Here is a 14,517-nt window from a genome sequence, read left to right as displayed (position 1 = left end):
CGGGGAGGCGGCCCGGACCGTGGGGGCGCCCGGCCCTCTGCCGGCCGGGCGCCCTTCGTGGTGCTCGTCCGTCACGGCTCGACGGTGGTCGGCCTCTCGGCCCGCAGGTCGCTGACGAAGCCGCCCTTCACCACGCGCATCCAGTAGGAATGCGCCCGGATTCCGGCCGGGATGCCGGAATCACGCTGGAGCTTCCGGTCCATCGAGGTGGTGCCGCGCGGAGCGTTCCACCGGAACGTGTAGGGGTGCCACAGGCCCAGCTCGCTGCTGTAGAAGGGCTTGCGCTCCAGCACGATCACCTGGTCCGGGTCACCCTGTGCGGCTTCCCAGTTGACGCGGACGGTGGCCGCGTCGACGCGGTCGACGGACGTCAACCGCGGGGCCTTCGGGATCACCGACGAGGAAGCGGGCTGGAGGGCGCCGCTGCGGATGGTCCGCGGCACGGACGGGTCGTAGTGCTCCGGGCGGTCCAGCTTGCCCGTGACGCGGAGTGTGGCGGGGGCCTGGCTCTGCCCGCCCGCGCACACGTCGACCTGGGCGACCTTGAACCACTCGTCGGAGAACCGCACGAAGTCCTCCTTCTGCACCGGGAACTCGCGCGTGCTCCCGCCGACGACCCCGCTCACGGAGTAGACATAACGGGAGTCGTCGGAGCGGACCACCTGGTAGCTGCACCGGTCGACGGCCGCGGCGCGCGCGTCGACCGCCGCCCTCGGCGACGGCGCGTCCGCACCGGCAGCGGCGGCGGACGGTGCCGCCGCGGCTGTGCCCACGCCCGCGGCGAGGGCCCCGAGGCTCAGCGTGCAGGCGGCTATGGCGGCGGTGATACGAGAGGTCATACATCCTCCGGTGGCATCCAACGGCTCACGTATTGGTCCTGATCGGGTTCGCCGATCAGGACTGGACGCTACCGGCAATGAACGACCAAGAAATAGTCAACAACCAGCAAAATGGTGACCTTGTGGCGACTTTCCGCAGTCGGCGGCTCAGTGGCCCGGCCTCTGTTCTTCGGCGGAGGCCGGGCGTAGATTCCGGTCCCGGCGCCGTGATCACGGCGGGGAGAGGGAGGTCCGACGTGGACTGGGGGACGCTCGTCGCGACGATCAGCGGCGGGACACTCGCCGTCTCCGGCACCGTGCTGGCCGACCACCTGCGTCGCCGCCACGAGAACGACCGCGGGTCGGGGGACCGGCGGCGAGCCGTGTACATCGCGTTCATCACCGCCGCCGAGACCGGCCACGCCCGGCTGCGTCAGATCGCCCAGTACCCCGTGGCCGACGCCGACCTGGACGCCGTCACCCGGGCGGCGCTGAGCGATGCCGCGATCTACGAAGCGCGCGAGCGGCTGTTCATCGACGCGAGCACCGCGGTCGCCAGCGCCGGTCAGGCCCTGTTCGAGCAACTCCGCGCCCTTCAGCGGGCGGTCGCAACGGGCGCCGAGCCGACTTCACGTGCCTTTCACGACGCCTACCACCCGTACATCGGCACGGTCTGGGCCTACCGGGTCGCGGTACGCAAGGAGCTGGAGGGCCAGTCCCTCTCCCCCGCGGCCTTCGGCTGGGACCGGTGGGACGGCCGGGACCGGTGCCCGCTGTGCCAGGGAGTGGCCGCCACCGAAACGTGAACGACCGGTGATGACCTGCGAAGACTCGCCGATCATCGGTGCTGATCGGCGAGTTCCCGCCCCTTCCCGCCACCCGCGTTCTCACCAGCCGGGAAACGGCTCCTCCTCCGCCCGCGGCACCGGCTCGGCCGCGGACCAGTCGCCGGGGACGGCCGCGACGACCTCCCGCACGTCGGCTTCCGACCGGCCCACGACGACCAGGACCGATCCGTGCGGGACCGACTCGTCCGCATCCGGTTCCCGGCAGAGCAGTTTCCCGGGAGCGGAGTACCAGCGCACCGGGTCTCCCGCCGGGTGGTACCACGCCGGACAGGGCGGCAGGGCGACCGGCGTACAGATGGCCTCGGCGGCCCGGATGACGGCGGCGGTCGCCGGACACTCGCGTCCGTACGGGCCGTACCGGCGCGCCATGACCGTCTCGCTCAGCACCGGTTCGGTGCATGCCGACGACACGCGGTCCAGGTAAGGCGTCCGGCTGCCGTCCGGCAGGCGGTCGGAGAACAGGCTGACCGGCGGATCGTCGTGCGCCACCTGTTCCAGGGGAACACCCCAGCCACAGGCTTCGGACAAGGCTGCCGGGAGGCGGAGCCCGAGCCGCTCCTCCGCTTTCCGCACCTCGGGCGACGGAATTCCGTCCGCGGGCGTCAGAGGGCGCGTCCACGCGTGCGCGAATGCCTCGATGCTTTTCCACACCGCCGCCCGTCCCGTCATCGCGGTGTCGAATGCCCGGTCCGGGTTCTGCCTGTCAGCCATCGTTCGACCTCAGGTGTTGAGGAAATCGACGATCTCCCCGCGGTACCGGTGCGACGGTACGGCGGAGTCCGTCTTCGGCGACAGGTGGTGCCGGAGTTCTGTGCGGGCTTCCGACCAGACCTGGCGGGCAAGGGTGTCGGCGGGCCGCGTCGCGTCGAGGATCAGGTCACTGGCGTCGCGCGCCGGTTCGACGTGTCGAGCGTGCGCGTCGCGTCGGTGGTGGAGGTAGGTGCGCAGGAGGACGTCGAGAGGGAAGCCGTGGTGCAGGCACTTGCGCTGGATCTTGCGTACCAGCCGGAGGTCGGCCGGCAGGTCGACGAAGATGTCGAGGCGGGGGCAGCGTGCCGACGGTGCGACGTGACCGGCGAACAGCCCCTCGACAATGACGACGGAGACCGAGGCCGACGCGGCGTCCACGTCGTGGGTGAGGCGCTCGAAGTCCATCGACCGGGGAGATCCGTAGTCCAGGCGCGGTACCCCGGCGTCGTCGTACGTCCATACGCCGCCGTGGTCCGGTGCGCCGAAGTAGTAGTCGTCGCCGTGCAGTACGCGGACGGAAATCCGGGGGGCGGTGGCGGTCAGTGCGTCCGCCAGCGTGGTTTTGCCCGCGCCGGAACCTCCGGTCAGCGTCAGCAGCATGTGGTTCTCCCATCCACTCGGCCCACTGGTCATGCCGGTCGCGCCGTACGGCCGGGTCGCCGTTCGCCGGCTCGCTGTCCTCTCTTCGGAGCCGGCGAACGTGCGGGCCGGACGGATCGGGTGGGATCAGGTGGGGCGGTGCCGGGTCTCAGGCGTTCTTGCGGGCGACGGCCCCGTACATCGCGATGTCCCGGTCGTCGACCTGCTCCTGGTCGGCGTCGGGCCGCCAGTGGTGGACCTGTGTCAGCCCGGGGTCGACCAGGTACAGGCCCTCGAAGAGCGCCTCGGCCTCGGCCTTGGTACGCAGCTTCATGGGCATGCCCCGGCGCGCGTACTCGTCGGCGACCCGGTGGACCTCGCGCGGCGCGAAGTCGGCGGTGCCGATGGTCATGGCGAGGAAACTGCCGGCGGGCAGCGGCTCCAGGAGGCGGCGCACCAGGCTGTGGTCGTCGGGCGGGAGGATGAAGTGCAGGATGCCGATGATCATCAGGCCGACCGGCTGCCGCAGGTCCAGCAGTTCCTGGAACTGGTCGGAGCCGATGATGGCCTCCGGGTCGCGCATGTCGGCGTCGACGTACGCGGTCCGGCCCTCGGAGGAGCCGGTGAGCAGGGCCCGCGCGTGGGTCAGCACGATCGGGTCGTTGTCGACGTACACGGCGTGGGCGTCGGGCCGCACCTGCTGCACCACTTCGTGCAGGTTCGGGGAGGTGGGCAGGCCGGTGCCGATGTCGAGGAACTGCCCGATGCCTTCCTCGCGGGCCAGGTAGCGGGCCGCGCGGTGCATGAACTTCCGGTTGGCCCGCATGTGGACGGGCAGCGCCGGCCACTCCTCGCACATCACGTCACCGGCTTCGCGGTCCACGGCGTAATGGTCCTTCCCGCCGAGGATGTAGTCGTACACGCGCGCCGAGTGAGCCGTACCGGTGTCTATCCGGTCCACGGGGTAGCCCTGCTCCAACACCCTTGCTCCTTACGGTTGTACTTGCGCCACGACGGTCCGGCGCCACGGTGAGTGTATGCGGTGCCCGATACGGCCCTGACGGTGCGGTATGCCTGCTCAGGGCCGTGGTGCCCGCGCGGCCGACTGACCGGACCGGAACGGTCACACCCTGTTCACCGTGCCGCTTCATCACTCAACCGGTCGGCGATCGCCTCGAATTGCTCAATCTCGTCCTGATCCAGGTCGAGGAGGGGGAAATCGGAGGGCGTGTGCCCTCCGGCTGCCGGGCTGTCCGTGTGGGTGGCCAGGCCGTCCAGCAGGTCCAGCCAGGCGCGGCCGACACGGGCCGCCACCGCCGCGTCCAGCAGCCGGTCCGGCCAGGTGAGGGTGAGGCTGAGGGCCGCCCCGTCCGCGGTGTCCCGGACGGCCGCGCTCGCTTCCAGCACATGCGGCGCGGGCATGCCGGGGTCGGAGGAGGAACCGATGGCCGGTTCGCCGGTCAGTTGCCAGGGTTCGGGCGTGCCCGTCCGGGTGGGTGCGGCGAGGAAGCGGCCCATGTAGTTGAAGCTGATGCGGGCGGACGGCGGGTGCGCCTGCCCGGGCGTGTCGGTGCTTTCCGGGAGGTGCTCCGGTCCGTCTTCGGCTGCCGCCCGGGACTGTTGCTTGACCGTTTTGAGCAGCCGGCCGGCCGCGGGGCCGCCCGCCGACGCCTCGGCCAGGTCGATGCCGGTGAGGTCCAGCCGCTGCGGGCGTACGGTGGTGAACCAGCCCACCGTACGGGAGAGGTCGGTTCCGTCGGCCGCCGCACGGCCGTGCCCTTCGACGTCCACCAGGACGCTCTCGCCGCCGGTGCCCGGCCGTCCGTCCACGACCGCCCCCGCCAGCGCCGCGAGCAGCACCTCGTGCACGCCGCAGTGGTACGCCGCCGGGGTACGGGACGTCAGGATCTCCGCCTGCCCGGCCGGCACCGCCCAAGTCTGTTCGCGCAAGGTCGCCGCGGTGTCGACGGCCGGGTCGAGTTCCCGGCCGATCGGCAGCGGGTCGGGCGGCTGCGGGCAGGGCCGCGCGTCGGCCGGCTGCGCGTCGGCGGCCCGCGGACCGTCGGCGTCCGGCCCCGCCGCGGCCCACCTCCGGAACGACGTGCCGACCGCATCGAGGTGCGGCACCCCGCCTTCCGCCGCCTCGCAAGCGGCCCGCAGGTCCGCGAGCAGGATGCGCCACGACACCCCGTCGACCGACAGGTGGTGGACGGCCAACGCCAGACGCCCCGCCCGCCCGGGCCCGGCGTCCAGCCACACCGCCTGCACCATGCGGCCCGAGGCCGGGTCGAGCCGCCCTACGGCGTCCCGCGCCGCCCGTTCGGCAGCCTCGTCGAGGAGCGCTTCGCGGGTCGCCGGGGTCACCACCGGGGCCACCGCGCTCCCGTCGAGATCGTCGGTGACCGACCGGCAGGTGATCAGCGGCCCGGCATCCACCGAGCCCCGTTCGCCCGTCTCCAGTGCCCATCCGTCCGCGTCCGGCACCACGCGGGCCCGGAGCATGGCGTGCGTGTCCAGTACGGCGCGCAGCCCGGCCGTCAGGGCGTCCCCGGTGAGTGCGGCGGGTGTGGCGACGATCGCCCACTGCGCGAAGCGGCCACCGGTGATCCGCTCGCCCAGCCTCCGCATGAGCGGGGTCCGGCGAATCCGGCCGACACCCGTGTCCACGGAGTCCCGCGGGCCGGTCCCGTCGTCCGCCGTACGGGCCAGCAGAGCGAGCCGTTCGGGCGTCTTCGCCTCGAACACCTGCGGTGAGGTCAGTACCAGTCCGGCGCGGCGGGCCCGTGCCACCAGTTGCAACGAGATGATGGAGTCGCCGCCCAGCTCGAAGAAGCTGTCCTCGACACCGGCTCGTTCCAGCCCCAGTACCTCGGCGAACAGTGCGCACAGGACCTCTTCGGCCGGGGTGCGCGGGGCCCGGCCCGCGGCCCGCGCGGCGAAGTCGGGTGCGGGCAGGGCCGCGCGGTCCACCTTTCCGTTCGGGGTGCGCGGCAGCGCGTCGAGCACCACGACCGCCGCGGGCACCATGAACTCGGGCAGCGCCCCGGCGACGTGCTCCCGCACCGACCGGCCGTCGACCCGGCGACCGTTCACCGGACGGCCGTCCGCCGCTCCCCTCGCCACCACATAGCCGATCAGCCGCCGCTCGCCCGGGCGGTCCTCGCGGACCGCGGCCGTCGCCTCGCCGACGGCGGGGTGCGCGGCCAGCGCGGCCTCCACCTCGCCGAGTTCGACGCGGTGGCCGCGTATCTTGATCTGGTTGTCGGCCCGCCCGGCGAAGACCAGTTCGCCGTCGCCGGTCCAGCGCACGATGTCCCCGGTGCGGTACATCCGCCCGCCGGACGTGAACGGGCAGGCCACGAACCGCTGCGCGGTCAGCGCCGTCCGTCCCTGGTAGCCGCGCGCCAGGCTCTCCCCCGCCACGTACAGTTCACCGGGCAGGCCGGGCGGCACCGGCTGGAGGAAGGCGTCCAGGACGTACAGCCGGGTGTTGGCGACGGGACGGCCGACCGTGGGCGTCTCGCCGCCGGTCAGCGGGGCGGTGGAGCTCTGCACGACGGTGGCTTCGGTGACTCCGTACTCCTCGTGGACCTGCCGCCCCGGGGCCCAGCGGCGGCGCAGTTCCTCGGTCAGCGGCTCGCCGCCGGTCACCACGACGCGCAGGTCGGGCAGGTCTTCCGGCGGCAGGTGCAGCAGGAAGGACGGGGTGCCGCCGAGCTGGGTGATCCGGTGGGCGCGCAGCAGCCGGGCCAGGTCCGGACCCAGGGACGGCGGCCCCGGCGGGGCCAGGACGAGGCGTCCGCCCGCGCACAGGACGGGCCAGGTGTCGGCGATCGACACGTCGAAGGTGGGGGCGGCGAGCTGGAGGACGCGGCTGTGCGGGCCGATGCCGAACCGGGCCACCCGGTCGGCGACGAGGTTGCGCAGGCCGCGGTGGGTGACCGTGACGCCTTTCGGTACGCCGGTGGTCCCCGAGGTGTAGATGAGGTACGCCGCGTGGTCCGCTGCCAGCGGCGTGCGGCGCTCCGCCTGGGTCACGAAGCCGCCTTTGCGGCGTGCCAGCGCCTCGGTCACGGCCGGGTCGTCCAGGTCGGCCACGCGGGCGGCGCAGTCACCGGGCACCGCGTGCCGGGTGTCGGCGGCGCACAGCACCACGGCCGGGTCCGCGTCCCGCAGCAGGAAGGCCCGGCGCTCCGGCGGGTAGTCCGGGTCGACGGGTACGAGGACGCCGCCCGCCATGAGCACGGCCAGTGCGGCGGTCAGGGACTCCGCCGACCGCCGCAGCACCACCGCGACGCGGCGCTCCGGGCCGACGCCGAGGTCGGTCAGGTGCCGTGCCAGACGACCGGCCGCGGTCGAGAGTTCCCCGTAGGTCACGGTCCGGCGGGCGTCCTCGACGGCCACGGCGTCGGCCGCCCGCGCCGCGCGGCGGCGGAGCAGTTCCGGTACCAGTACGGCGGGCAGCGGCACCTCCGTACGGTTCCACTCCGTCACCACCTGCCGGTGTTCTTCCGCGCCCAGCACGCCGACCCGCCCCACGGCGGGCGCCGGGCCGTCGGTGACCAGTTGTTCGAGGACCAGGGCCAGCCGGGCGGGCAGTGCTTCGACGACGTCGGCGGGGAGCAGTCCGCGCTGGTGGATGAGGTGGACCCGGAGCTGTTCGCCGGGGGTGATGTTCAGGCCCAGCGGGTAGTGGACGGCGTCGGTCACGTCCGAGAGGCGGATCGTCAGCGCGCCGGGCCGGTCCGGGACGGCCGGGGGCCGGGGCAGGTTCTGGTAGACCACGATGCTGTCGAACAGCGCGCCGGGCCCGCCCAGTTTCTGCGCCTCGGACAGGCCGAGGTGCCGGTGCGGCAGGAGGGCCGACTGGCGTTCCTGCACGTCCTTGAGCAGGGCGAGCACCGGCTGCGCGGCGTCCAGCGGCACCCGTACCGGCAGGGTGTTGATCAGGAGGCCCACCATCGTCTCGACGCCGGGCAGTTCGGGTGGGCGGTCGGCCATGGTGACGCCGAAGACCACGTCCGTACGGCCGGCCAGCCGGGCGAGGACCAGGGCCCAGGCGCCGAGCACCACGGTGCTCGCGGTCAGCCCGTGGGCACGGGCCAGTTCCTCCAGCCGGCGGGACAGCCCGGCGGGGAGGTCGGCGTGCAGGTGCGCGGGGTCGGTCGCGCCGTGCTGCGGTGCCGTCGGCGCCACCAGGGTGGGTTCGTCCGTGCCGTGGAACGCGGCGCGCCAGGCGTCCCGTGCGGCTTCCTTGTCCTGCCGCGCCAGCCAGGCCAGGTACTCCCGGTACGAGGTGACCGGGGCCGGCCGCGGGTCGTCGCCGCCCGCTTCGTACGCCGCGGACAGCTCCGTGACCAGCACCGGCAGCGACCAGCCGTCCATGAGGACGTGATGGGTGAGGACGACCAGGCGGTGCCGTTCCGCGCCGAGGCGGATCAGCAGGAGCCGCCACAGCGGCGCCGTCGCCAGGTCGATGCGCCCGCGCTGTTCCCGTTCGGCCAGCTCCGCGGCCGCGGCCGACGCCTCGTCCTCCGGGAGGTGTGACACGTCCGCTTCCTGCCAGGGCAGCGGCACGTCACGCGCGACGACTTGTACGGCCGCGCCGGACGCGCTCCGGCGGAAGCTCGCCCGCAGGGCGGCGTGCCGGTCCACCAGGGCCCGCCAGGAGGCCCGCAGTCGGCCGGTGTCCAGCGGTCCGTCGAGTTCCAGTGTCCACCGGCTCTTGTAGACGTCCGGCGCCAGCTCGTCGTGGACGGACTGGAACAACAGCCCTTCCTGCAAGGGTGAGAGCGGCCAGACGTCCGCGAGCCGCGGTACCGCCTGCTCCAGCTCGGTCACGTCCTGCTGGGTGAGGGTGAGCAACGGGAAGTCGGAGGGCGTGTGCCCGCCCGCTCCGGTGGTGCGGGTGTGCGCGGCCAGGCCGCCGAGCAGGTCGAGCCACAGCTGCCCCAGGGTGCGTACGGCGGTCTCGTCCAGCAGGTGGGCGGACCAGCTCAGGGCGAGGGCCAGTTCGGGTCCGTCGGGGGTGTCCCGTACCGCGGCCTCGGCTTCCAGGGCGTGCAGTACGGGCATGTCGGGGTCGGCGGCTTCGCCGATCGTCGCGTGACCGGTGAGCTGCCAGGGCCCGGCCGGGCCGGTACGGGTCCCGGCGGCGAGGAACCTGCCCAGGTAGTTGAACGAGACCTGCGGGCCCGGAAGCGCGGCCAGCGCTGGTCCCGTACCGGGGTTGAGGTGGCGCAGCAGGCCGTGGCCGAGTCCGTCGCCGGGCACCGCCCTGGCCTGTTCCTTGACGGTCTTCAGCAGGGCACCGGCCGCCGGGCCGCCCGCCAGGGCTTCGCGGAGGTCGACACCGGCGGCGTTCAGCCGGACCGGGTGCACGTCGGTGAACCACCCCACCGTACGGGCCAGTTCCACTCCTTCGGCCACCGGCTCGCGGCCGTGCCCCTCCACGTCCACCAGCAGTCCGGCGGCCGGGACGGTGTCCGGCCGCCAGTGGGTGAGCGCTCCGGCGAGCGTGGACAGCAGGACTTCGTGCACGCCACAGTGGAATGCGGCGGGTGTGCGGCCCGTCAGGGTTGCCGCGCGGTCTGCCGGAACGGTCCATTCCGTACGGCGCACGGTGGCGGCGGTGTCCCGCAGCGGGTCGGGCGGCCGCGCGCCCACGGAGAGGTCGCCGCCGTCCAGCAGCGCCTTCCAGCCGTCCAGCTCCGCGGTGCGGCGCTCGTCCGTGGCCTGCGCCGCCAGCAGCCCGGCCCACTGGCGGAAGGACGTTCCGACGGGGTCGAGGACCGGCGGCCGTCCGGCGGCGACCGCCTCGCAGGCAGCCCGGAGGTCGGGGACCAGGATGCGCCAGGAGACCCCGTCCACCACCATGTGGTGCACGACCAGCACCAGCCGGCCGTTCCGCTCGGGCCCCGCGTCCAGCCAGACCACCTGGGCGAGCGTCCCGGCGGCGGGGTCGAGCCGCCGCAGGGCGTCCCGTACGGCCTGCTCGGCGGCCTCGTCCGGACTGCGGCCGTCCTCGGGGACGATCCGTGTGACCAGCGAGGCCGCGTCGACCGTGCCGCGCCCGGCCACCGTCAGGACCGGCTCCGGAGCGTCCGTCACGATCCTGGCGCGCAGCATGTCGTGGGTGTCCAGTACGGCGGCCAGCCCACCCACCAGCACGTCCCGCGTCAGCCCGGCCGGCGCGCCGACGGTCACCCACTGCGCGAACCCGCGGCCCGCCCCCCGCTTCCCCAGCGCCCTCATCACCGGGGTCCAGGGCACGTCCCCGGTCCCCCCGTCGTCCTCCGTGGTGCCTTCCGGCCGGTCCGAGGCGGTCTCGGCGACCGCCGCCAGCCGCTCGGGCGTCATGAGGCCGAAGACCTGACCGGTCGTCAGGACCAGCCCGGCCCGCCGGGCCCGCGACACCAGTTGCATCGAGCTGATCGAGTCACCGCCCAGCGCGAAGAAACCGTCCCGCGCCCCCACCCGGTCCAGGCCCAGCACCTCGGCGAACAAACCGCACAGGGTCTCCTCGGCCGCCGTCCGCGGCCGTTCGGGTGCGGCTTTGCCGAAGCCCGGCGCCGGCAGGGCCTTGCGGTCGACCTTGCCGTGCGAGGTGAGCGGCAGCCGGTCCAGCGGTACGAGGGCGGCCGGGACCAGGTACGCGGGGAGCGTCGCGGCCAGGTGGTCCCGCAGGACGGCGAGGAGCGCGCCGGGGTGGCGGCCGTCGGGGCGTTCGCGGCCGGCGGGCCCGCCCGGGGCCGTCGCCGCCGGGCCGGCGGCCGGAACGACGTATCCGACCAGCCGCCGCTCGCCCGGGTGGTCCTCCCGGGCGACCACCACGGCCTGCCCGACCGCCGGATGCGCGGCGAGGGCCGCTTCCACCTCGCCCGGTTCCACCCGGAACCCACGGATCTTGACCTGCTCGTCGGTCCGCCCGACGAAGACCGGTTCGCCGTCAGCGGTCCACCGCACCAGGTCCCCGGTGCGGTACATCCGCTCGCCGGGCGCGAACGGGCAGGCCACGAAGCGTTCCGCGGTGAACCCCGGACGCCCCAGGTACCCGCGGGCCAGCCCGTTCCCGGCGAGGTACAGCTCCCCGTCCGTTCCCGGGGCGACCGGCCGCAGCCGCGGGTCGAGTACGTGCAGACGGCGGCCGGCCAGTGGCCGCCCGAGGGGCAGGACGTCCGGTACCTCGTCGCCCGGCCGCACCGGACGCGTCGTCGCGCACAGGGTGGCCTCCGTCGGCCCGTACAGATGCTGCACGGTCACCTCCGGGCACGCCTCCCGAACGCGTGCCACCGCCACGGCCGGCACCACGTCCCCGCCGCACATGACCTGCCGGAAGCTCCGGAAGCACTCCGGCGACTCCTCCGCGATGACCCGGAACAGACCGGCCGTGAGCTGCACCGCCGTCACACCGTCGGCCGCCGCCCGGCCGAGCCGCTGCGCGTCCGGCGCGCCCGGCTCCGCCATCACCACCGTGCCGCCCACCGCCAACGGCAGCCACAGATCGAACAGCGACGCGTCGAAGGCGTACGGAGCGTGTGCCAGCACCGCGTCGTCCGGGCCCACTCCCCACCGCGGGTCGCTGACCAGCCCCGCCACACTGCCGTGCGGGACCAGTACGCCTTTCGGCAGCCCCGTCGAGCCGGAGGTGTACATGACGTACGCCGCGTCCTCCGCACCCACCGCCACCCCGGTACGGCCAGGCGGGCAGGCGGCCACCGCTGCCACCACCTGCGGGTCGTCCAGCACCACGGTGCGCACGCCGTCCGGAACCAGGCGCTGTGTCACGGGCCGGGTCGCCTGCGAGCACAGCACCGTCACGGGGGCCGAGTCCGCCAGCAGGAACGCCACCCGGTCCGCCGGATACCCGCAGTCCACCGGTACGTACGCGGCCCCCGCCTTCCACACCCCCAACAGCGCCGTCAGCAGGCCCGCCGACCGCTCCAGTACCACCGCGACCCGGTCACCGCGCCGCACACCACGGGCGGACAGGTACACGGCCAGCCGACTCGACGCCGCTGCCAATTCCTCGTACGTGTCCTTGCGTTCGGCGTCCGCCACCGCCACCGCGTCCGGCGTGCGGGCCACTTGGCGGTGAATCATGTGCGGCACCGAAACGGCCGGCGCCCCGGCGGGCACGCGGTCCCGGCCGGTCATCGTCCGGTCCCCGTGTCCGGCCGACGGCTTTTCTCGCGTGTATCACCTTCGGAGGGAACTGTTGCCCTCATTCCTTTCCGGCGGAAGGAAAGCGACGGGGTCAGGATCAGGGGCAGGTCCGAGTACGCCAGGCCGTTCATGATTCCCCCTTGGACGGCAACGACCGAAATGACCGGCGACCCCTTGGCCGTAGGCGCGGCGCATCCCGCAACCTCCGCGCATTCCGCGTCGGTCGAAACCGATCGGCGTACCGTGATGCGAGGGTCGGCAGCCCTCACTTTGCGGTTCGTGAAGTACGAGGTCAACGCAGCCAGTTGGACGAGCACTTGGTCTGTGCGCGTCCAACTGGTTGTTTTCCGTACTCCGGCCACCGGCCCGGGACGGACCGCCGTCAGGAATTCTCACCGACGCCACTCACGGATTCCCCCGGATTTCCGAGCGGCACCGGAACTGTACGTGGCCGCCCGCCACCGGAATGGGGGGGCGGCAAAATGCTGCTGCGGCGCCGCCCGGTCACCCGCCGAGGGCCGCGAGCGTGACTTCGAGGTCGGTGGCTCGGGGCTGGTTGTGCGGAAGCCTGGCCAGCAGGGCCGCCATGCCGCAGGTGTCGGTCGCGGCGGAGACGACCAGGCCGCAGCCGATCGCGGCGGACAGCCAGCGGGCGTGCCGGTAGCGGGCGCCGAAGGCGAGGCCGGCCACCACGAGGGAGCCGGCGGCGAGGCGGACCTGGCGTTCCATGGGCCAGACGGCCCGGGTGCCGGTGCCGTCTGCACGCTCGACCGGGTGGCCCTGTGCGGCCCAGGCGGCGGTGCCGCCGGTGAGGGTGGCGGCGGGGATACCCGCGGCGGCGAGCTGTTCGCAGGCGGCGGCGGAGCGGTTGCCGGAAGCGCAGACCATCAGCAGTTCGCCGCGGCCGGCTGCCGCCTCGATGGCGGGAAGGGCCCTCGCGAGGTGGCCGAGGGGGACGTTGTGGGCACCGGGCAGATGGCCCGCGGCGTATTCACCGGGGGTGCGGACGTCGACGACGGTGTAGGCGCTCAGCCGGCCGGCCGCCTGGGCGGGACGGACGGCGGTCTGGGTGATCATGTGCATGGGGTTCCTTTTCGTTGCGTCCCCCGGGCCCCGGGGAAGCGGGCCCCGACGGACTAGAATACCCGCGGGGGTATCCGGAGGGCCCGGAACCACACCCGGGACGCCCGGGGTGTCCCCGGGACGCGGGTCTGCCGCGGAGGAGGAAGTGTGGAGCTGGAGATGGCGGCCGGTGAGCTGAAGAGCGTGCTCAACCGGCTGCGACGGGCACAGGGACAGATCGCCGGAATCATCAAGATGATCGAGGACGGGCGCGACTGCGAGGACGTCATCACGCAGCTCGCCGCGGTCTCCCGCGCGCTGGACCGGGCCGGGTTCGCGATCATCGCGACGGGCCTGCAGCACTGCATGGCCGACGGGGAGCAGACCGGCGGCGACCGGGAGCAGATGCGGGCGCGGCTGGAGAAACTGTTCCTCTCGCTGGCCTGAGGCGTCCGGCCGCTCGCCGGGCCGCGGCGTCCCGCCGTCCACCGGCCCGAGACGTCCGTCGCCGTTCCGCCGGACGCGTCATGTCACGGCCTCGACGAGCATGAAGGCCGCCACGGCCAGCAGGGCGAACGCGAACAGACGCTGGAGACGGGGACCGGAGATCTTGCCGGCGAGGCGCTTGCCGTCCCACGCCCCGAGGACGGCGGCCGCGGTGAACGGGCCGACGACCGCCCAGTCCAGGGCACCGGCCGCCCCGAAGCGGGTGGCCAGTGAGGCCAGCGAGTTGACGGTGATGACCAGCAGGCTCGTGCCGACGGCCGCCCGCATCTCGAAGGCCAGTACCGCGACCAGGGCCGGTACGGCGAGGAAGCCGCCTCCCACGCCGAGCAGCCCGGTCAGGGCGCCGAGCCCCGCGCCGGCCCCCGCGGCCCGCCCCTTTCGTATCTCGCGGTCCCCGGCCGCCGCGGCGGCCGGGCGCAGCATCATGACCGCGGCGAGGGCGGCGACGCCAGCGAAGGCGAGGGTGAGGGCCGCCTGCGGAAGGCGGGCGGCGGCAGCTCCGGCGAGGGCCGCGGGCAGTACACCGGCGGCGGCGAAGGCCGCGCCCGCCTTCCACCGTACGTGTCCGGCCCGCGCATGCGCGTACAGCGCGGTCAGGGAGGTGGCGGTGACAATGAGCAGGCTCGCGGTGGTGGCCTCGGCGGGAGTGAAGCCGAGGAGGTAGATCAGCGCCGGCACGGCCAGGACGCTGCCACCGCCGCCGAGCGCGCCGAGCGCCAGGCCGACCACACCGCCCGCGACCAGGGCCAGGATCAGTGCGCTCATGCTGCCGGACCACCCGGCCGGCG

9 protein-coding genes are annotated in these 14,517 nt (G+C 73.8%); 2 read left to right on the top strand and 7 right to left on the bottom strand.

The features are described 5' to 3' along the window. Positions 1-71: 71 nt before the first annotated feature. Positions 72-839, bottom strand: coding sequence for a hypothetical protein (locus AB0A97_RS18510; RefSeq protein ID WP_361150738.1), 768 nt, complete (start codon positions 837-839; stop codon positions 72-74). A gap of 236 nt (positions 840-1,075) precedes the next feature. On the opposite strand from AB0A97_RS18510, the gene AB0A97_RS18505 reads away from it, so the two are divergent. Beyond that, entirely contained in the window at positions 1,076-1,624 is a 549-nt protein-coding gene (locus tag AB0A97_RS18505; protein WP_361150736.1) for a CchlQ, read from the top strand. Between the two features lie 81 nt (positions 1,625-1,705). On the opposite strand, the gene AB0A97_RS18500 is transcribed toward AB0A97_RS18505, so the two are convergent. From AB0A97_RS18500 to AB0A97_RS18480, 5 genes are all read right to left on the bottom strand, one after another. Beyond that, a complete protein-coding gene (locus AB0A97_RS18500; protein WP_361150733.1) occupies positions 1,706-2,377 on the bottom strand; it encodes a hypothetical protein in 672 nt (223 codons plus the stop codon). A 9-nt stretch (positions 2,378-2,386) separates the two neighbouring features. Continuing rightward, positions 2,387-3,016 carry a hypothetical protein gene (locus tag AB0A97_RS18495; protein ID WP_361150731.1) on the bottom strand — a complete coding sequence of 210 codons (630 nt, stop codon included), beginning with the start codon at positions 3,014-3,016 and terminating at the stop codon, positions 2,387-2,389. Between the two features lie 148 nt (positions 3,017-3,164). Then, on the bottom strand, positions 3,165-3,974 hold the full coding sequence (locus AB0A97_RS18490) for an SAM-dependent methyltransferase (protein ID WP_361151084.1): 810 nt from the start codon (positions 3,972-3,974) through the stop codon (positions 3,165-3,167). Between the two features lie 155 nt (positions 3,975-4,129). Further along, entirely contained in the window at positions 4,130-12,097 is a 7,968-nt protein-coding gene (locus tag AB0A97_RS18485) for an amino acid adenylation domain-containing protein (protein ID WP_361150728.1), read from the bottom strand. A gap of 567 nt (positions 12,098-12,664) precedes the next feature. Further along, complete coding sequence (locus tag AB0A97_RS18480) at positions 12,665-13,237, bottom strand: rhodanese-like domain-containing protein (RefSeq protein ID WP_361150725.1); 573 nt, start codon at positions 13,235-13,237, stop codon at positions 12,665-12,667. A 153-nt stretch (positions 13,238-13,390) separates the two neighbouring features. Between AB0A97_RS18480 and AB0A97_RS18475 the strand changes: the two genes are divergently transcribed. Then, positions 13,391-13,669, top strand: a complete 279-nt coding sequence (locus AB0A97_RS18475; RefSeq protein ID WP_361150723.1) for a metal-sensitive transcriptional regulator — start codon at positions 13,391-13,393, stop codon at positions 13,667-13,669. A 78-nt stretch (positions 13,670-13,747) separates the two neighbouring features. Here the strand turns inward: AB0A97_RS18475 and AB0A97_RS18470 are convergent, their stop codons facing one another. Then, complete coding sequence (locus AB0A97_RS18470; protein ID WP_361150720.1) at positions 13,748-14,494, bottom strand: sulfite exporter TauE/SafE family protein; 747 nt, start codon at positions 14,492-14,494, stop codon at positions 13,748-13,750. Between the last annotated feature and the right edge of the window lie 23 nt (positions 14,495-14,517).

Origin of the sequence: Streptomyces sp. NPDC045470 (assembly GCF_040646595.1) — a bacterium.
GTDB lineage: Bacteria > Actinomycetota > Actinomycetes > Streptomycetales > Streptomycetaceae > Streptomyces.
The sequence above is the reverse complement of the archived record's forward strand: the minus strand, read 5'-3'. Positions and strand labels throughout refer to the sequence as shown.

What these genes read in the sequence shown, in the direction of transcription:
- AB0A97_RS18480 (WP_361150725.1), bottom strand. Translation starts at nt 13,237, where the DNA reads ATGATCACCCAGACCGCCGTCCGTCCCGCCCAGGCGGCCGGCCGGCTG.
- AB0A97_RS18510 (WP_361150738.1), bottom strand. Translation starts at nt 839, where the DNA reads ATGACCTCTCGTATCACCGCCGCCATAGCCGCCTGCACGCTGAGCCTC.
- AB0A97_RS18495 (WP_361150731.1), bottom strand. Translation starts at nt 3,016, where the DNA reads ATGCTGCTGACGCTGACCGGAGGTTCCGGCGCGGGCAAAACCACGCTG.
- AB0A97_RS18470 (WP_361150720.1), bottom strand. Translation starts at nt 14,494, where the DNA reads ATGAGCGCACTGATCCTGGCCCTGGTCGCGGGCGGTGTGGTCGGCCTG.
- AB0A97_RS18485 (WP_361150728.1), bottom strand. Translation starts at nt 12,097, where the DNA reads ATGATTCACCGCCAAGTGGCCCGCACGCCGGACGCGGTGGCGGTGGCG.
- AB0A97_RS18500 (WP_361150733.1), bottom strand. Translation starts at nt 2,377, where the DNA reads ATGGCTGACAGGCAGAACCCGGACCGGGCATTCGACACCGCGATGACG.